General features: G+C 38.8%; 15 protein-coding genes. 8 read left to right on the top strand and 7 right to left on the bottom strand.

Annotation, left to right across the window (positions count from 1 at the left end; genetic code table 11):
* Positions 1 to 14: 14 nt before the first annotated feature.
* The 4 genes from AOM43_RS09250 (at position 15) to AOM43_RS09235 (ending at position 6,372) form a co-directional block, all read left to right on the top strand.
* Positions 15 to 413, top strand: coding sequence for a thioredoxin family protein (locus tag AOM43_RS09250; protein WP_013924509.1), 399 nt, complete (start codon positions 15 to 17; stop codon positions 411 to 413).
* Between the two features lie 209 nt (positions 414 to 622).
* A complete protein-coding gene (locus AOM43_RS09245; RefSeq protein WP_006341328.1) occupies positions 623 to 3,133 on the top strand; it encodes a protein-tyrosine phosphatase family protein in 2,511 nt (836 codons plus the stop codon).
* Between the two features lie 135 nt (positions 3,134 to 3,268).
* Positions 3,269 to 3,718 (top strand): thioredoxin, encoded by a 450-nt coding sequence (gene trxA, locus AOM43_RS09240; protein WP_006341329.1) that lies wholly within the window; start codon positions 3,269 to 3,271, stop codon positions 3,716 to 3,718.
* 92 nt (positions 3,719 to 3,810) lie between these two features.
* Positions 3,811 to 6,372 (top strand): protein-tyrosine phosphatase family protein, encoded by a 2,562-nt coding sequence (locus AOM43_RS09235; RefSeq protein WP_059359974.1) that lies wholly within the window; start codon positions 3,811 to 3,813, stop codon positions 6,370 to 6,372.
* Between the two features lie 34 nt (positions 6,373 to 6,406).
* Here AOM43_RS09235 and AOM43_RS09230 read toward each other — a convergent pair whose 3' ends face one another.
* From AOM43_RS09230 to AOM43_RS09210, 5 genes are all read right to left on the bottom strand, one after another.
* On the bottom strand, positions 6,407 to 7,249 hold the full coding sequence (locus tag AOM43_RS09230) for a PepSY domain-containing protein (protein WP_036746214.1): 843 nt from the start codon (positions 7,247 to 7,249) through the stop codon (positions 6,407 to 6,409).
* 131 nt (positions 7,250 to 7,380) lie between these two features.
* Complete coding sequence (rho, locus tag AOM43_RS09225) at positions 7,381 to 8,607, bottom strand: transcription termination factor Rho (RefSeq protein WP_232503263.1); 1,227 nt, start codon at positions 8,605 to 8,607, stop codon at positions 7,381 to 7,383.
* Positions 8,608 to 8,787: 180 nt separating this feature from the next.
* On the bottom strand, positions 8,788 to 9,390 hold the full coding sequence (coaE, locus tag AOM43_RS09220) for a dephospho-CoA kinase (RefSeq protein WP_006341333.1): 603 nt from the start codon (positions 9,388 to 9,390) through the stop codon (positions 8,788 to 8,790).
* The gene (gene polA, locus AOM43_RS09215) at positions 9,384 to 12,074 is read right to left on the bottom strand and encodes a DNA polymerase I (protein WP_059359972.1); all 2,691 of its coding nucleotides are present in this window, start codon (positions 12,072 to 12,074) and stop codon (positions 9,384 to 9,386) included. Before polA ends, coaE begins: the two co-directional genes overlap by 7 nt.
* 50 nt (positions 12,075 to 12,124) lie before the next feature.
* Positions 12,125 to 13,159, bottom strand: a complete 1,035-nt coding sequence (locus AOM43_RS09210; protein ID WP_059359969.1) for a S49 family peptidase — start codon at positions 13,157 to 13,159, stop codon at positions 12,125 to 12,127.
* A 231-nt stretch (positions 13,160 to 13,390) separates the two neighbouring features.
* Between AOM43_RS09210 and AOM43_RS09205 the strand changes: the two genes are divergently transcribed.
* Entirely contained in the window at positions 13,391 to 14,431 is a 1,041-nt protein-coding gene (locus AOM43_RS09205) for a hypothetical protein (RefSeq protein ID WP_059359967.1), read from the top strand.
* A gap of 15 nt (positions 14,432 to 14,446) precedes the next feature.
* On the opposite strand, the gene AOM43_RS09200 is transcribed toward AOM43_RS09205, so the two are convergent.
* Entirely contained in the window at positions 14,447 to 14,818 is a 372-nt protein-coding gene (locus tag AOM43_RS09200) for a VOC family protein (protein ID WP_013924502.1), read from the bottom strand.
* Positions 14,819 to 14,885: 67 nt separating this feature from the next.
* On the opposite strand from AOM43_RS09200, the gene AOM43_RS09195 reads away from it, so the two are divergent.
* Positions 14,886 to 15,365, top strand: a complete 480-nt coding sequence (locus tag AOM43_RS09195) for a DUF4442 domain-containing protein (protein ID WP_006341338.1) — start codon at positions 14,886 to 14,888, stop codon at positions 15,363 to 15,365.
* On the opposite strand, the gene AOM43_RS09190 is transcribed toward AOM43_RS09195, so the two are convergent.
* On the bottom strand, positions 15,337 to 16,668 hold the full coding sequence (locus AOM43_RS09190) for an ATP-binding protein (protein WP_006341339.1): 1,332 nt from the start codon (positions 16,666 to 16,668) through the stop codon (positions 15,337 to 15,339). The two genes, AOM43_RS09195 and AOM43_RS09190, sit on opposite strands and share 29 nt — an antisense overlap.
* Positions 16,669 to 16,887: 219 nt before the next feature.
* On the opposite strand from AOM43_RS09190, the gene AOM43_RS09185 reads away from it, so the two are divergent.
* Positions 16,888 to 17,763 carry a hypothetical protein gene (locus AOM43_RS09185; RefSeq protein ID WP_006341341.1) on the top strand — a complete coding sequence of 292 codons (876 nt, stop codon included), beginning with the start codon at positions 16,888 to 16,890 and terminating at the stop codon, positions 17,761 to 17,763.
* 31 nt (positions 17,764 to 17,794) lie between these two features.
* Positions 17,795 to 18,382 (top strand): hypothetical protein, encoded by a 588-nt coding sequence (locus AOM43_RS09180; protein ID WP_006341342.1) that lies wholly within the window; start codon positions 17,795 to 17,797, stop codon positions 18,380 to 18,382.

Below are 18,382 nucleotides of genomic sequence, written 5' to 3'. Positions count from 1 at the left end.
TCAAAGGATCTGAAATGGACAAGTCTTGGCTCTTTGCCCTCCTCTTATTGCTCTCTGTTAATGACCTAAAAGCAGAGTCTCCCTACCAAAGCAACAATTTTTTGGTAGAAGAAATTACCGAAGAAAATTTTTATTCAAAAACTCAAGAGAGACCCACTTTGATCGATTTTTATGCCCCATGGTGCGGATCTTGTATAATTTTTGAACCTACTTTTGTAAAGATTGCTCAGGAGATGCGTGAAAGGGTCATTTTTTATAAAGTTAATATCGACACTTCCTGGAATCTTTTGGAGCAGTACGAAATCGTTTCCATCCCTACTTTAATTTTCTTTAAAGATGGCCGCGAAATCAACCGCCATGAAGGTGAATTACCCGAGAATTCTTTAAAAGCATTTATCTATTCAAATCTGTAGTCTACTATACTCGCCTGCCCTGAAGACATCTTAGATATCCACTCCCCTTCTAAATTGCATGAGGGCTTTCCTTTGCATATTCAAATAAATAAGCCTGAAAGAATTGGTTGAGTCAAATCTTTAAATACATTTAAATATACCGAAAATGGTTACAGGCTATTTCTGAATGTATAATTCTCTTAAAAACTCATAAGAGGCAAAATAATCCTATGCAATTTCCAAGCACTGAAGGCCTTCTTCCTCTTCCTAATAGCTCTTTTTATACTATTCCTAGCACTCACACAAATCCTACACCTTCACAATTAGCAAATATTTTTCTTCCTGTTCCTCGAAGCTCCAACAAAACTTTTCGAGCAAGAAGAGCACATGAAAGCTACCCTCTCACCAAGGCTCCAAGCGATGATGAGGTGAATATTTTTTTTAAGAAATTTAATCACATCTTAGAAAATATAGAGGAATATGATCCCAAAATTCTGGGACCCGTTTACAAAAAATTTTCACAAATACTTCTCTATTTCCGAAATTCCAACAGCCTTGTCTTTGATAAAAAGTTTGATGAATTTCTTAGCTTCACCGCACTAAAAAAATTCCCCGCGGCCTTAAAAAAAACACTGGAACTAATCCCCCCTTATGAGCCTTTATTTGTATTCACACATGCAGTTCCTTCTGATGTATTAAAAGAATTTGTGGATCATCATTTCAGTGTCAACATCAGTGGGGTGAATACAGCCGAATATGCCGATTATAGCATTACCTGCAACAATAAGGTTTTCCATCTCTATTCCATAATCCTCCAAAGGGATTTTAAAGCAGCTGACATCCCGGCAAAATTAGATGAAATTAACAAAAGAGATCCACTTATCTTAGAATTATTGTTAGAACACTCGTGTTGTTGCGAATCGGCTAATTTGCAACAACTCCAACCTGAACAGCTTAAATCCTATATCAGGGCATCGATTCTTTTAGATTTCCAAAAAGAGCTTAGTCATCTAGAACGTTACTGCTCGGATTCAAAATATCATCCTGAGTTATTACAAATCTTTATCGATCTCTACCATGATGACGTCTGTCAAAATAGTGAAATCGTATCAAATGCTATAGAGGATCTGATTTCCAAATGCTTAGCAAAGCTTCTTAAAAATCCCATAAAATACACGCAAAGTCATATCCCAGTTTTGGAAAAATACGGCTCTTATTTAAAACATTTGAGAGTTGATCTGAAGTGCTCCATATATAAATTTCTTCCCTCTCTTTTTCCTAACTTGGAATCATTGATGTTAACAACTTGCTTCGATGACAAATGGAAAAAATTGCTTAAAGATGGTCAACTCTCTAACCTTAGGGAGATTCACGTAGACTTTGAGTTCTCCTCCTTTCATTTGTCCTTATTTGAAAACATGCCTCAACTGGAAAAGATAGAGATTGTTGTACGCAGAGGATCTTCAATCCGCCCCTTTCTAAAACCTGAATTGATGGGAAATCTAAAAACGCTAGGTTTTCTGTATTATACAGATGAAGACGGGGAATGCTCGAAAAGCATCTTGCCTCCCTTAACTTTAAAATCTATTGCAAGATTACCAACATTAGAAAATCTAGGGCTCGAATCAATCGAATTCATCGATTTCTTTGCTTTGAGAGAGATTTTGCAATCCAAAACGCTAAAAACAATCAATATTCAATCTTGTAGATATTGCTTTCAATTTCCACCTAGTCCAAAGCCCCTTGCTTTTGACTTCAAATATGATCTTTTTGGTTTACAAAGCCGCTTTAAGCGCATAAAGATTATACGGGAAGGCAAGGGCAAAGCCTTTCTCCAAACTCTAAATACCCCATTATCCCAAAGTATTGAATTAAGTAATCAAAATCCTACACTAATCACGACAGAACAGGAAGCGATTAGGCTTTTGGAAAAGGTATCTTTCAAGCGATTCTTGAATGTTCAAGAAGCCCTAATCAATCGTTCCCTCAATCGTTATCCAGACATAATGCCCTATGACTACAATTCTATTTCGCAAGAAATTGGATTTTACTTAAATGGAAGTCGCATTGATGGAATCGATAAAAGAATACGTTATGCGACACAAGGTCCCTTAATCACTACTCAAGGAGATTTTTGGAGCGCAGCTTTAAAGGTCAAGACTTCTCTTATCGTAATGGCGACAGATTTTTCAGAGGGATCAACTGTAAAATGCGTACGTTATTGGCCTACTCAGAAAGAGCAAAAAGGGCTCTTCGAAGATCAACTTTCTCAATCAATAGATGTCGAACTTTTAAGTGAAATTCTGATGCCTGGACTAGAGCTTCGAGAGTTTTCAGTGAAATGTGAACAAACATCTCAAGAACAAAGAATCAAACACCTGCATATCAAAGATTGGCAAGATCATAGGGGAAGGACAAGTACTCAGCTACACAATCTGATTAATCACATCATTGAATTGGAAAACTTGTCACCAGAGAATTCAACTTTGATTCACTGCAGTGCAGGAGTTGGAAGAACAGGTCTCGTTTTGCTGTGTCTTGCGATTGAAAAATCCATTCAGGATTTAGCTGAAAATTTTCTAATCAATCCTCGCGAATTTAGATTTAATGCGGAAAAAGCTTTACGGGCACTGCGAATTCAGCGAGCAGAAATGATTACCACTCCAGAACAATTGATTTCCGCGATAGATTATTTTAATTATAGAATTGATCAGATTTGCGCAGCTCAACAAAACGATTGAGTAAAAAATTGACTCAAACCTTTATGCATCTGTAAGTTTCTTGTTTACTCTCCACAATTAATAATTTGATATTAAACTCTAATAACAATAAAATGAACAATAAAATTTATAATATAACTAACAAAAGGAATTGATATGAATTATAAAAACTACTTTTCTGCATTATTTCTATTATTAAGTGCAGCTTGCTTTGCAAATGAAGATATTAAAACCAATTCTGAAAATTCATCTAAAGTTTTTTATCTCGAAGAAAAACTTGTAAGCAAGGAAATTTCTGTCGATGAACTCAATGATGAAAATTTTTCTTCCAAGATTGAAGAAGGATATGTTTTAGTCGACTTTTTTGCTCCTTGGTGTGGACCTTGCCGTTCTTTTGGTCCTATTTTCGTAAAAGTCGCTCAAGACATGCAAGGCATAGCCACATTTTATAAGCTCAACGTAGATAATGCTTCAAAGACCACCTCGGAGTATCAGGTTAAATCAATTCCAACCATTGTGCTTTTTCGAGATGGGAAAGAGATTTCACGTCACGTCGGCTCGCTAACTGAAGAAGGCCTCAAAGAATTTGTTGAATCAAATCTTTAAACATTGAGGAAAATTCTTTGTGCTGAGCAAACACTCTGTACAAAGAATTTTTATCATTTCTATCTCTCTTTATATAAACTAAAAGGCAAACGATGCAATTCCCAGGTTTCCCACCAAATCCTCTAAGCCCTTCGTCTACACGCCCCCCCTATCAACCAGAGGCTCAGAACCCTATCCCCCATCAAATATTACAAAGTATCTCAGTTCCATCAAGCGCAAGTAACAAAACCTTCCGAGCAACAAAAAGAAAATGGGATGAACACCAACCATCTTTTTCATCAAAGGCTCCAGGTACAGAAACGAAAGAACAATTGATTGAAAACAAAATCGACGATTTTTTTAGGAAAATGAATAGCTATTTAGAAAATATGGAAAAACTCACCCCTCAACAGTTTGAGCAATTTTGTCGGGCTTTCATCTTCGTATGCTCTTATTTCAAGAGATCTAATGTACTTGTATTTGATAAAAAATTTGATGAATTTCTGAGCTTTGAATCCTTAAAAAGGTTACCAGATTTTTTCCAAAAATTTTTGATACGCGTGCCCAACCATATCCCTCTTTTTAAATTCTCTCGTGCTGTGCCTCTTGAAGTCATCAAAAGATTCGTGGATCTCAACTATCGGATAAATTTAAGTCAAATCCAGGAGAATGAATATGCCGATTACATGATTCATTGTAATGGCAAAGTTTTTCAACTCTATTCTGTGGTACTTCAAAGAGATTTTAAAACAACTGACATTCTCTCAAAATTAGATGAATTGAATGATAACATCCCTTTTATTTTGGAGTTGCTATTAACAGCATCATTATCCGATACGCCAACAGTCTTGAACGCCCTTAATCCTGAACAACTCACAGATTATATCCGGGCGGCTATCCTATTGAATTATCAAAAAGGACTCCATCATCTTGCTAAATACTGCTCTGAGACAGCGTTTAATCTCAGTTTATTAGAAAACTTCGTCGAGATGCAAAAAAGCGGTCCAGCTCCTCAAAGCGATCTCGTGGACAGACTATTTTCCAATGCTATTGATCGACAAATCACCCAATGTTTAGCAAGTTTTTTGAATAACCCTTTGTCTCGAAAGAATCACGTCGATTTATTAGAAAAATATGGTTTTCTTTTAAAAAATTTACGCATTGCATTGAAATCGGGCGTGCACAAAAATATCTCAATATTGTTTCCTAACTTGGAATCCCTGACATTTACGAAAAAAACCTCCGATAAATGGAAAACGATGATAACTGCTGCCACTTTACCCAATCTTAAGAAATTTCATCTTACCTTTGTCTCTAATTGGGTCGATTTATCTTTGTTTGAAAAAATGCCGCAGCTAGAAAAAATTGTGATCACAGTCAATCGAAAGAGCTCCGTAGCCCCCTTTACACGCCCGAAATTGATGACAAATTTAAGGGAATTGACATTCCATGATGTTTCTGATAAGGAAAAAGAACGCTCAGAAGGGATCTTGTCTCCTAAGGCTTTAAAATCCATCGCTAGTCTACCGAAATTAGAAAATTTAGGACTTGAAAACATCGATTTGATTGATGCTTTTGCTTTGGTCCAGATTTTGGATTCCAAAACATTAAAGAAAATCAATCTCAAAAAATGTTCATTTTGTTTTCAGCCCTTTAAAAATTCAACGCTCATTCCTTTTAAATCCTTCAGCTATGAGCTTATGACTCTGCAAAATAGATTCCAGCGGGTTGAGATCTTGCGAGAAGAAACCAAAAATCTCAATAAAATGCTGTTTCTTCTAGTTCTAAAGACTTCTCTTCGTCAGGCTATGGAAGTCACTCAAGAAAATCAAATAACAACGCTGTCAGAAGAAGACGCAGAAGAGCTTGTCAGAAAGCTCTCTTACAGTGAAGTTTTGAATACGCACGAAGGAACTGCCAATTATACACGCAATCGCTACGGAAATGTTGTCCCTTATATATACAATTCTTTGACACCAAAACTTCGCTTTTATTTGAATGCGAGCCCTATCAGAGGAATTGATGAAAGGAATCGATATGCTGCTCAAGGTCCCTTACCGGTTACTCAAGGAGACTTTTGGAGTGGGGCATTGCAAGTTGAAACTTCTCTTATCGTGATGCTAACAGCTTGTTCAGAAGGCTCTATTGTGAAATGTGAACCTTATTGGCCTACTAACAAGGGAGAAGTATTCTCTTTCATAGATCAACGCTCGCAAAAAATCCATATAGAATTGATAGAAGAAATTCCCATTAGAACCGGACTAGAATTTAGAAACTTTTTGGTGCGGTGCGAAGATACCTCTCAGGAACAAATGATTGGACATCTGCATGTGACCGATTGGCAAGATCATGAAGGAAGAACAAATGAACAGTTGCATGATCTTGTCTGCAGAATCATCGCATGGGAAAATACCTTACCCAACTCTTCAACTTTGATCCACTGTAGTGCTGGAATTGGAAGGACTGGACTCGTCTTTCTTTGTCTTGCCATTGAAAAATCGATTCAGCAGTTGACCCAGGTTGATAAAGTCCACCCTCGCAAGATCAAATTTAATGTAGAAAAAGCTTTGAAGGCGCTTCGCGTGCAGCGTGATGGAATGGTCGCGACATATCAACAGCTGATTTCTGCGGTCAATTATTTTAATTACAGAATCAATCAAATTGCTTCTGAATGAATCATTAAACCTAAAGGATAATTAAAGCTATCCTTTAGGCAGCATCTGCCAAATAAGATGTCTGAAGCTGCTGACCTGTTAAAGCATTCCAATAAGAGGTCATAACTGAGCCATCCGGATTCGCGACTTCAATACGATAGACAGGGAGATACACTTCTTTAACCGTACGAATTGCAAAGTCTTGTCCAAATGCAGCTTGAGCAATCTTTTCCACTTGCCTTTGACTATATTTGCGACTGACACGCTGCGTATGATCATAGGGCTTTGTCACGAGACGATGGAAAATTTTTGTCTGAGGAGATACTAAAATTTTGGGATTTTGAAAATGCAATTGCAGATCATTTCCACGTTGAATGATAAGATGCTTTTGGCGTGCACTATCGATCCACGGCTCTATGATTTCTTCCTCTAAATTTAAAACTTGTCGCAGCTTTTCACGAGACATGGAGCCTCTGTTTTGTGCGAGAGCATTCATCACCTTGAAATCTTCGCGCGTTGCTCCCGCATTAATCGAATCTTCAAACCCATGTGTTTTTTCCCACGTTTGCGTATTCATGACCATTTCGCCTTCTACGAGACTCCACAGGACCACACCTTCCCGCGATTTTTTGTCGGGCTGCGTGAATTTGACTTCCATAAATAAGTAAGGATGAAATTTTAAAGCGGGATCTTTGAATGCCCTTTGATCGTCACCTAATAGCTCAGCACGATGTAAATCCATAATTTGCTGAGGAGTAAAACGGGCTTCTAATGTCACAATTTCCCCATTTTCGACATATTGGGTCACTAAATTGCGCATATCTTCATGGTAATTCCAAAACCACCAAGCTCCGATTACGAACGCTCCAAAAAGTCCTGCTATTACAAATGAACGCATCTTCATCCTACACTTCAGATTATTAAAAATTCACTATTACTTAAACTATTGTTAGTCGATCAGAGAAACGAAATCAAGAATTTTGTGAAAAGAGGCTTCATCTGTCTGATGAAGCCCTCAAATGAATTCAATTACTCTTTCATTGAAAGAAGGAATTCGACGTTGCTATTTGTTTTCTTTAGGCGTCCGAGCAATAAATTCATCGCATCGACTGCAGCTAAATCTGCAACAGCTTGACGCAATAAATAGATTTTCTCTAATTCGTTTGGATGGTAAAGAAGCTCTTCTTTACGTGTTCCACTCTTAATTAGATCAATTGCAGGATAAAGACGACGATCAGCTAGACGACGATCTAGGACGAGCTCCATGTTACCTGTGCCTTTGAATTCTTCAAAGATCACTTCATCCATACGAGAACCTGTTTCAATTAGAGCCGTTGCGATGATTGTTAAAGATCCACCCTGCTCAATGTTTCTAGCAGCTCCAAAGAATCGTTTAGGTTTATGAAGAGCATTCGCATCGATACCACCTGTCAAGATCTTTCCGGAGTGCGGCTGAATGGTGTTGTAAGCTCTCGCCAAGCGAGTAATCGAATCCAAAAGAATCACAACATCCCGACCATGCTCAACAAGTCTTCTGGCTTTTTCAATGGCCATTTCAGCAACTTGCACGTGTCTTTCAGGAGGTTCATCAAAGGTAGACGAAATGACTTCACCTTTCACGATCCGTTGCATATCCGTCACTTCTTCAGGGCGTTCGTCAATCAACAGCACGATAAGCACAATTTCAGGATTATTTATAGCAATCGCATTCGCCATGGCTTGCAGCACCATCGTTTTTCCGGAACGAGGAGGCGCAACAATAAGTCCACGCTGCCCTTTACCGATTGGTGCAGCGAGATCAAGCACTCGAGTAGAAAGCTTGTCTTTAGTCGTCTCCATCACCATACGCTCATTTGGATAAAGCGGTGTCAAGTTTTCAAATAAAATTCTTTCACGTGCTTTTTCTGGGGACTTTCCGTTGATTTTATCAACTTTTAGAAGCGCAAAGTATTTTTCTTTATCTTTTGGAGGACGAATTGTTCCGCAAACAGTATCCCCTTTTTTCAAGTCAAAACGGCGGATTTGTGCGGGTGAAACGTAGATATCTTCTGCAGATGGAAGATAGTTGTAGTTTGTTGAACGAAGAAATCCGAAACCATCTGGTAGAACTTCCAAGACTCCTTCGCCATAAAGAATCTCATTGGGATTTTCAGAAATTGCTTTTACAATCTCGAAAACCATTTGAGATTTTGTCAAAGAACCTAAATGCTTTAATCCAATTTTCTTACCATATTGATTAAGCTGATCGATATTCATTCGCTGGATATCAGCAATACGCGTAATTTCTCCAACGACCGGCTCCTGTTCTTTTGAGGAAGAGACTTCGTTTTGAGAGTTTTCGGTTGTAGTCATTTTATCGGCTGAGAGGATCTCAGGCGAGGTCTCTTCTTGAGTATTTTCGGGATTCATGAAAGAATCGGACTCCTAAGTGAAGGGTTATTGAGTTAATTGATCAAAAAGTATTTTTACCATCTCCTGCACATCAACCAGATTGCCGTTGTTGATAATCACATAATCAGCTCTGTGTGCTTTCTCGTAGGGAGACAGCTGTTGGGCCATCCGTTTTTCATAGGCGATGGCATCTAAACCTGTTGCATCCATAAAATGTTGCTGTGATACTTTGGGATCGGCCAGAATAGCAATTGTGCTGTCGTATATGTTTTCGGCTCCAGCTTCGAAAAGTAAAGGGATCTCTGCCACAAAGAGGGAAGTGTTCTGTTCGCGGTAGGCAGTTTGATAGCTTCTTTCGATTTCATCCCACACAGCTGGGTGCAAAATTTTTTCTAATGATTTTAAAAGCTCCGGATTATTAAAAACCTTTTGGGCGACTTTAGAACGATCGATCTGGCGATCAACTAAGATCTCCTCCCCCAAAAGATGAATTACTTTTTGACCTGGGGCTGTTTCTGGAGATAGAAGTTGATGGACAATTAAATCGGCGCTGACCACATATGCACCGAGGTCCTTAAAGAAACGACAAACCGATGATTTGCCAGAAGAAAGACCGCCTGTTACAGCTATTTTTCTATATTTTAACATTCTTTCCAATTTTTGCCAATATTGATGTCAACAACTAAAGGAACATTTAATAACATAACGCTTTGCATAACCTCTGGAACCAATTGAGAAAAAAGTGAAATTTCTTCATCTGGAATTTCAAAAATCAATTCATCGTGAATTTGTAAAATCATGAACCCTTTTAAATGCTGTTTTTCAATTTCTTCGTCCATTTTCAGCATCGCCATTTTAATTAAATCTGCAGCCGTTCCTTGTAAAGGAGTGTTAACTGCCAGCCGTTCAGCTGCAGCCCGAATCTGCATATTTTTACTTAAAATTTCAGGAATAATTCGCTCTCTCCCAGTCAACGTAACAGACTTTCCCGTGGCACGTGCATTTTCTTTGCTCTGATCCAGATACTCTTTTATTTTAGGGTAACGCTGAAAGTACATGGTGATAAATTTTGAAGCTTGTTTGACTTCGATCCCTAACTCGCGCGCCAATCCAAAGGCTTGCTGCCCATAAATAATTCCAAAATTAATCGCTTTTGCTTGATAACGTTGTTCTTTTGACACTTGCTCCAAAGGGATCTCAAACATGGAAGCTGCTGTATATGTGTGAATATCTTCATTATTTTGAAAAGCCGCCATTAAAACTGGATCCTGGCTCAGATGAGCCAAAAGACGTAGTTCTATTTGAGAATAGTCAGCCGAAAGAAAGCTCCACCCTTCTTTTTCTGGTCGAAAAGCCCCTCGAATTTTTCGGCCTTCTTCTGTTCGTATTGGAATGTTTTGAAGATTGGGATCTTGAGAAGAAAGGCGTCCAGTAGCCGCAACAGATTGATTAAAAGTGGAATGAATACGATGCGTTCGAGGAATCACTTGTGAAGGAAGAGCATCAACATAAGTGGATCGCAATTTCTCTAAAAGGCGATATTCTAGAATTTTACCTGCCAATGGATAGTCATTTTTCAAAAATTCTAGAACTTCTGCACTAGTCGAATGTCCCGTAGCCGTTTTTTTTGGAGCCGGGATTCCTAGCTTAATAAATAACAATTCACTCACTTGTTTGGGAGAATTTAAATTGAACTCCTCTCCGGCCATCGTATAAATCGACTCTTGCAAGGTTTTTAATTCTTGCGTAAGCTCTTTCGAAAGCAGCTCTAAATAAGGAATATCGACATAAATTCCCCTCCGCTCCATTTTAGCAAGCACAACGAGTAAAGGCAGTTCAATTTGATGATATAAATTCAAAAGATCTCGTTCCTTTAATTGCTTTTCAAGCACTTCTTTTAAGCGACAAGTAAAATCGACATCTTCACAGCAATATTCTGTAACCCGCTCAATGGGCACATCACGCATGCTCAATACATTTTTTCCTTTCCCGATCAGTTCACTAATCGGAATCGTCACTTTTCCAAAATACTCTAAAGCTAAAACTTCTAAAGAATGTTGTCGACTATGCGCATTTAAAATATAAGAGGCGAGAATGGTATCAAAACAGATATTTTGAATCTGAATGCCTTCGTTTTGCAAAACATGCCAATCATATTTCACATTATGCCCGTAGAAACCAATTGCCGAGTTTTCAAACAGAGGCTTTACCCCCTCTAGAACACGCTGCTTCCCAAGTTTTCCATTTAAAGGCACATACCAAGCTTTTTTAGGATGAATTCCAAAACCAATTCCGACAAGTTCTGCTTTTAGCGGCTGTATATCGGTTGTTTCGGTATCAAAACAAATCTGTTTTTCGGAAGAAAGATTTTTGAGAAGCGCATCAAAAGCCTCCGGTTCATCGACAAGCACGTATTCAACCGTTTCCTTTTCTGCCTCAACGGCTGCTTCCACTGGCTCTTCTTGTCCTAGTTCACGCAGCAAAGAATTAAAATTCATGCGAGCATAAAACGTTTTTAAAGGGTCTATTACCGGATCCGTTTTTTTATAAAATGCAATCTCTTGTGGAATCTCAACGCTCAAATCGATTGTGACTAAGTCTCGGCTTATGCGCGCAAGATCGGCCTCTGTTTGAAGAGTTTCCTGCTTCTTTTTGCCAGGAACTTCTTCTGGATGAGCTAAAATATAGTCGAGAGAACCAAATTGCCGAAGCAAAGCGGCGGCCGTTTTTTCGCCAAATCCTGTCAAGCCCGGAATATTGTCAGAAGCATCACCCGTCATGGCTAATAAATCAACCATTTGACTAGGAGGAACACCCCACTCTTTTTCAATACTCGCGGCGTCTAAAATCGTGTTATCTTTGTGTGTATTCAGAAGAAAAACATGCGGATTGACAAGTTGCGCCATATCTTTATCGCTTGTACAAAGATATGTAATCGCGCCTTGCTGTTCGGCCCATTTTGCAACAGTTCCCATTGTATCGTCAGCTTCTACTTCAGGAACGGAGAGATAAGGGATTCCCATCAGAGAGCAAAAATCTTGCGCCCATTCAATTTGATAGCGTAAATCAGAAGGCATGGCTGAGCGGTGTGCTTTGTAATTTGGATATAACTCTAACCGCTTTTTGGCATTATTAGGTCCGTCAAACACACAAACAAGATGTTCAGGATTGAAGTCTTTAAATAATTTCAATACAGAACGAATAAAACCATAGAGAGCATTTGTGGATTCTCCCTGCTTATTAGTCATATTCCGAATCGCGAAATAAGAACGATATAAAAAACCTGAAGCATCGAGAACATAGAGATTGTGCATATTATAAGAACCACGCATTAAAGATTACCCCCAAAGAGTCTCTTTGGGGGATAAAAGATCTGAATTATTTATTTTGCGTCAGGATGGTAAAGATATAGAGGTTGATTTGAAAATTTAGCATCCAATTCTTGTGGTAATCGCAGTTGAATCGAACCCGATGCTAAAGCATTTGTTTCACTAAAAATTTGTGAAAACCAATTTTTCCCTTGGAATTTCATTACCTGATAGAAATCATCTTCAATTCCAATCTGTTTAAGAAGTGCTTTTAAAGTCTCTCCCCGGCTAAATCCACTCCCATCAATATATCCTTTCGCAAAGGCTTCATCCGCTGGAAAAACCGAAGCGCCATATTCATCAACCAACTTTTCTTTGTTTAACTGGGGACGATTTGCCGTCACCACCCCCACAAAATGCTGATAATAAAAATTAATGAGGCCTTGCATTTTGTCTTGTTCTCCAGGCTTCCAAGGACGTAAAGGATTTAATTCATCCTTGCCTTTGCCTGCAGAAAGAGTCAACGATTGCACGCCAATTTTATCTAAAAGCTGAGAAAGATTCAAATAAGAAGATGTGATCACTCCGACACTCCCGACCAAGCTCACATCACTCGCATAAACTTTATCAGCAGCAGAAGCGACATACATTCCACCCGAAGCACACAATCCGTCCACATAAGCAAATACCGGGACATCAAATTCTTTTTTGTAAGCCTTCAAAGAACGATAAATGCCATCGGCATCAAAAACGGTTCCCCCCGGAGTATTAATCTCTAAAAAAATGGCTTTAACGCGATTGTTACTCAATGTCCCTTCGCGGGATTCGATCAATTGTTGGCGAACTGTTTTTGCGTTTAATGATTCACCACCAATCAATCCATCAATGGGCAAAACGAGCACGACAGGAGCCGTACTAGAAAGTGCGGTACGCACGTTTTTCGCATTCGGTGCTATTTCCAAAGAATATTCGCTTGTAATTTCACTTTCTTTAGATTCAAATAGAGAAAAGGCACTGATTGCCAAAAGAACACCCAGTAAGACCCCAAAAATTTTGCAAAAGGCGATAATAAAGGTTCGGAATCCCGAAACGAAAACAGATTCTTGCATGCATCACTCCTATTAACGATATTCGTTTGACAAGATAGTACGACTTCACGCCCCGATTGACAATAAAAATCTATCGATCAACTCCTTTTTAAAATTGTTTTTAAAGTCATTAAAAAAACCTACCGATTAATTTGGTTTCTCGTTAGAATTGATCCTACTTAATAATTCTAAAAAGTTCTTTTAGTTAGAAAACAAGTCGCTTCTTTATTGAATCACAAATAAGGACATTCTATGTCAGAGTTAGCATTCCCTAACACCTCTGCTATTGCACAAAACACCGTGCCAGAATACCTTGTGAAGAAATACCATTTGAAGCAACTAGAAGAAATTCGCCGCTTTATTCCTTTGAAAAAAGGCTCTATTTTAGATCCTTTCTCTCGATTAGCCCATCGTATTGCACATTTTTTTCAACATTTTCAATTTTTGCGAACCAGCACCATTCAAAAATGTTTACGCAAGGAATGTGCGCACCAATTTGATTTAGAATTGGAAAAGTTTTCCAAATTGACAAACATCACTCCAGCAGACATCGAAAATTTTGAAAAGTGTTACAACCAAATACAAACCATCATCAAGGTTTTTAAGGGAACTAAGCTTGAAATCGGTCTCAATAATTTGTTTAAAATTTATAGCTGGGGATTGCAAGAGAAACGTTTTAATGCTGCAAAATCTGGGCAAAGCCTTGTTCTTTGTCATTCTGGCGGTAGAGTTTTTTTAATTCCAGCCCCTCCTACAGCTCCCGCGGTGATTTACACACCAAATGACTCTACCACAGGCTTGGATAAAGCAACGTTAAAGAGCGTCCAACGAGGCTTGAATCATGTCCCACCAGAAGAGATCACAAACTTTAAGCCTGAAGGTCCTTTTGGAGAAAAGGTAAAGAAAAAAATCGATGGCGTTAAAGAACGCCAGGCTGAAAAAGACCCACCACATGTCATTGAAGACCCTGCTGTACGTGATCAGCAAGCCCAAGAGGGAGGGTGCTGCACTGAGGATGAATGGAAAGCATCCGAGCGTGACTACGATCCTAATGAACATGAAGATCACAGCAGAGTCGGTTCAGGTTTTTCTTCTTCTCCGCCTTCAAGCTCTACATCGCAATCCGTAATACCAGGTTCTAGTAGTCCAAGAACAGGATCACTGCATGATCTAGGTGCAAACGATGTGAATCAACCTCCCGCAACTCCTGGAAGAGTCTCACAAATGGCTCAAATTTTTGGAGGAGTTGCCTCTCAGGCTCAACGTGAACGCTTTGCTCGAAAAGAAAACTAAACCATAAAAAATGTTTTAAGAAAGCACTTGAGCCAATTGAAACCAATTTCCATCTTGATCACGACAAGCCAATAATTTAACTTGCCCGGGGACCTCGATCACATCTCCCACACAAGTCACCCCTTTCTGCACGCAGGCCTCTTTAGCTTTCTCTATATCTTCTACATTTAAAGCTACAACCGCATTTGATCCCGCAGGAATTTGCGTGTATTCACTTACTTGAGCAACCCCTAGGCGTCCTCCTCCTTCATATCCCTCAAACTCAGCCCAGCCAAATTGCTTATCCCATTCTATCAATTGCAGTCCTAAACACTCTTGATAAAATTTAACGGCTTGTTCAAGGTTAGAAACAACAACCCAACATAATTTAATCGCTTGAATCTTCATCTTTGTCTCCTAATTTTAGGGATTTGTTGCAAGAATATGCATTTGTTTTTTTTTGAGGTAATCATTTATGGCCCTGATGCGAAAAATAAAGGCTTCACCCAAATTATGGAATCTTTGGCCCCCCTTTTTGTTCGCAGGAATCAAAATCGTCGAAGTAGCTAAAGACTATCGTCGCATCGTGACAAAGCTAATTCTAAGATCCTGGAATACCAATTATGTAGGAACTCAATACGGAGGATCCATTTACTCGATGGCAGATCCTTTTTATATGATCATGCTTATCAAAAATCTTAGCTCAGACTATGAGGTATGGGATAAATCGGCAACCATTCGCTACCTCAGGCCAGGACGCACAGATCTTTTAGCTGAATTTACCCTATCTCAAGAAGAGATCGATTCCATTTTAAGCACCCTTCAAACACAAAGTCGAATGCTTTGGAATAAAAAGATTTTCATTAAAGACACCCATGGAGAACAGATTGCCGAAGTTGAAAAAGTGATTTCAATCCGAAAAAAGCTCACAATGTCCTTGACAATGCCTGAGTAACTAAGGAATCGATGGAATTTACTAAGTAGAAGGGAATCGACAGAACCTTTTGATGGAAGGAGAGAGGATTTTCTCCGATTCTTACACCTAATGGACTATTTTTTTCATTGAGAAAAACGTGCAACGATCGCAATGTACCTGTTGCCCCTGCTTTTACCTCAATTGGAATCACATTTGCTTTAATAGTCTCAACAAAATCAACCTCTGCCAATCCCCCCGTCATTCGCTCCCAAAAAAGAAGGGGTGCATTTTGATAAGGCGCAGAATAAGCAAGAAGTTCTTGTCCCACAAACTGCTCAGCAACCATGCCTGAATTAATTTGCATGATCTCTTGCTCAAAAAATTGCGTCGCATCGGTTTTTGTCGCTGTCTGGAGCAATCCAACATCCAAATACAATAACTTAAATCGTTCACTTTTAATATGGGCATGAAGAGGCAGGCCTGCAGCTGTGGTTGCAAATATGCGCTGAATAAGCCCAGCTCTGTAAAGAAGTTCGAGAGCGGGCTTTAACTCTCTAGATCGAATATCTTCATGAATACGGCTATATTTTAATATTTGTCCAACAACAGATGGAGCCTTTTGAAAAATAGCATGCAAATATTTATGCTGCACGTGCTTAGCATACTTGCCAAAATCACTTTCATAAGCCTGAAGAATTCTCTCATGAACTCTTTGCGAATCATAGAATGTTGTTTGACTCAAACTCGCTTTTACCGCAGCTGGCATTCCACCTATAAAAAGATAACGTCTTACCCATTTTAAAAATTCTTGGTGCTCTAATTCACTCGGTATGTGATCGAGGTTATATTCTTTGAGTCGGGTCGCTAAAATGGGAGCAGCTTCTTGAAGATATTCTATAAAAGAAAGAGGGTGCAAATAAAGAAATTCAACTCGTCCAACAGGAAAACTAAAGTTTTCATTGTGTAGCAAAAATTCAAGGAGAGAGCCGGCTGCTATCACATGAAGATTTGGCATCTGCTCTTTAAAATATCTCAAAGAGATGAGCGCCTCTGGGCATGATTGAATTTCATCAAGAAAAAGAAGAGTTGTTTTTTCCTTTATTTTTTTTTGCAGAGCGATTTCTAAACGCGACAAAATTTCTTTAGGTTCTCTTGTATTAAATGCGATTCTTAACTCTGGTCGATTTTCAAAATCAACAATCGCGATATCCTCAAAATAGGTTTTACCAAAATCTTCAACTAAATAACTTTTTCCGACTTGTCGTGCTCCTCGCAAAAGAATAGGAAGATGCTCCCCTCTATCTTTCCATGCAATTAACTCAGCCTCAAGCGTCCTTTTCATAAAAAATCTCTTTTTGGTTATTTTTGCACCCAATTTTAGCCATTTTTTGGTTGGAATTGCCCCCTATTTTAGCCAATTTTGGGTTATAATTGGTATCTAAAACGAACATAATAAATACCAAACGACACAAATTTCCCCCTATCAAATACTTCTTATTGAAAATAATGACTAACTTTTTTAGGTTGGGAGATCATTTCAACAAACTTGAAGATTTTTACAATGTTCACAAAAAAAGCTAAAAAAGACTTCCCTCCCGATACATTTCTTCCCACGCCCCTACGCATTTTAGCCATTCTTCAGCTTTGCCTGGCATTTACGGCCATTTGTCTGTATGCAGGCCATCCTTTTATGGGAGCTCTTTTTACACAAAAATCTCACACGCTTCTATTTGAAAATGTCATGGGTACACTCGCTCATCCGTCATCTGAAGAGCATCAACTTTTTAATCGACAACACTTTGAAAAACTCCCAGAACACGAAAGACAGCATATTATCTCTTCTTATCGACAAGTCCAAAGTATGGGAAATCAATCCTTTTTAGAAAAATGCAAAGACTCCATTCTCTTGCTTTTTCTTAAAACGCCAGCCTTTACGAAAGGATGGATTTTATTTTCAGTTGTGTTATCCATTCTCCTTCTTCGTAAAAGAGAAGGCGCGGCACAAGCGACATGGGTTTTACCCATCCTTTGCATCGCTTTTATTTTTGATGCCCGACATACAGGAACCAAATCCCTGCAATTAGAAAATCAACTCTTTCCTTCTGAAGAACGGCTTATGCACGAATATGTAAAAGAACCTCTGAGCTCAAGTATTTTAGAGCAGCATAAACAATTGAAAAGAGGTTGGGAACTTTATTTAATTCAGGAATGGGCAAAAGAACTCATATCGCAAAACCCCTCATTGCGCAAAAAACAAATCATGAAGGGAGAGTTTGCCTTTAATTTAGCCCGCTTAAATATGCGCATGCAAAATCCACAACCCTTTCATTTTTCTTTTATTGAATCATTTAACTATCTTTACATATTTTATTTTTGTTGGAATTTATATTTTGCATGGTTTATGAATCGCAAAAAGTGGCGGTATCAACTTGTATAATGAATCCTTCTAAATAAAGAATGAGGAAACCATGAAGCTTTCACGTTTATTCCATTCCTTATTTGCTTGTTTTACTTTATCAACAATCTGGCTGCATGGGGAAATTCAAAATGTTGCAATCACCTGGCAAAGTGCGCTTTGTCCTCCGGCATGTGCAGAACTTCTTCAAAAAGAATTTCAAAAAGTGCGCGGAGTTTCTCAGGTCCTCATGAATGCTTCGGCAGGCCAACTACAGCTTAAATGGCAGCCGAATGTGCCTTTCTCTTTTGCACCTATCAACGGAACTATGCGTATGGTAGGTCCACGTTTAAAAATCATCCGCTTAACTGTACGAGGGCATATTCGTACAAGTGGAAATAATATTACATTAGTTTCCGATCAAGATGGAACTGTTTTTAATCTTGTCAATCGGATCACTCCTGTACAAGACGAATACACGGAACAGTACAACATTCAAACCCGAGCTTTTCCGCCTCCGGTTGTAGAAGAAATGCGTCAAAAAGAAAAAGCGCGACAGATGGTCATTATTGAAGGCCCTCTCTTTCAGCCAGAAAGAGTCGTTCCCTTACAATTGGTGGTTGAATACATGAAAGATGCTCCTGTACCCGCTACAAAATAG

This window comes from Parachlamydia acanthamoebae (genome assembly GCF_000875975.1).
GTDB classification, from domain to species: domain Bacteria; phylum Chlamydiota; class Chlamydiia; order Chlamydiales; family Parachlamydiaceae; genus Parachlamydia; species Parachlamydia acanthamoebae.
This window is presented reverse-complemented; position numbering and strand designations above follow the sequence as displayed.

Excerpts from the sequence above, each read along its gene's own strand:
- AOM43_RS09250 (WP_013924509.1), top strand. The coding sequence starts at position 15 with ATGGACAAGTCTTGGCTCTTTGCCCTCCTCTTATTGCTCTCTGTTAAT.
- AOM43_RS09245 (WP_006341328.1), top strand. The coding sequence starts at position 623 with ATGCAATTTCCAAGCACTGAAGGCCTTCTTCCTCTTCCTAATAGCTCT.
- trxA (WP_006341329.1), top strand. The coding sequence starts at position 3,269 with ATGAATTATAAAAACTACTTTTCTGCATTATTTCTATTATTAAGTGCA.
- AOM43_RS09235 (WP_059359974.1), top strand. The coding sequence starts at position 3,811 with ATGCAATTCCCAGGTTTCCCACCAAATCCTCTAAGCCCTTCGTCTACA.
- AOM43_RS09230 (WP_036746214.1), bottom strand. The coding sequence starts at position 7,249 with ATGCGTTCATTTGTAATAGCAGGACTTTTTGGAGCGTTCGTAATCGGA.
- rho (WP_232503263.1), bottom strand. The coding sequence starts at position 8,607 with ATGAATATCGATCAGCTTAATCAATATGGTAAGAAAATTGGATTAAAG.
- coaE (WP_006341333.1), bottom strand. The coding sequence starts at position 9,390 with ATGTTAAAATATAGAAAAATAGCTGTAACAGGCGGTCTTTCTTCTGGC.
- polA (WP_059359972.1), bottom strand. The coding sequence starts at position 12,074 with ATGCGTGGTTCTTATAATATGCACAATCTCTATGTTCTCGATGCTTCA.
- AOM43_RS09210 (WP_059359969.1), bottom strand. The coding sequence starts at position 13,159 with ATGCAAGAATCTGTTTTCGTTTCGGGATTCCGAACCTTTATTATCGCC.
- AOM43_RS09205 (WP_059359967.1), top strand. The coding sequence starts at position 13,391 with ATGTCAGAGTTAGCATTCCCTAACACCTCTGCTATTGCACAAAACACC.
- AOM43_RS09200 (WP_013924502.1), bottom strand. The coding sequence starts at position 14,818 with ATGAAGATTCAAGCGATTAAATTATGTTGGGTTGTTGTTTCTAACCTT.
- AOM43_RS09195 (WP_006341338.1), top strand. The coding sequence starts at position 14,886 with ATGGCCCTGATGCGAAAAATAAAGGCTTCACCCAAATTATGGAATCTT.
- AOM43_RS09190 (WP_006341339.1), bottom strand. The coding sequence starts at position 16,668 with ATGAAAAGGACGCTTGAGGCTGAGTTAATTGCATGGAAAGATAGAGGG.
- AOM43_RS09185 (WP_006341341.1), top strand. The coding sequence starts at position 16,888 with ATGTTCACAAAAAAAGCTAAAAAAGACTTCCCTCCCGATACATTTCTT.
- AOM43_RS09180 (WP_006341342.1), top strand. The coding sequence starts at position 17,795 with ATGAAGCTTTCACGTTTATTCCATTCCTTATTTGCTTGTTTTACTTTA.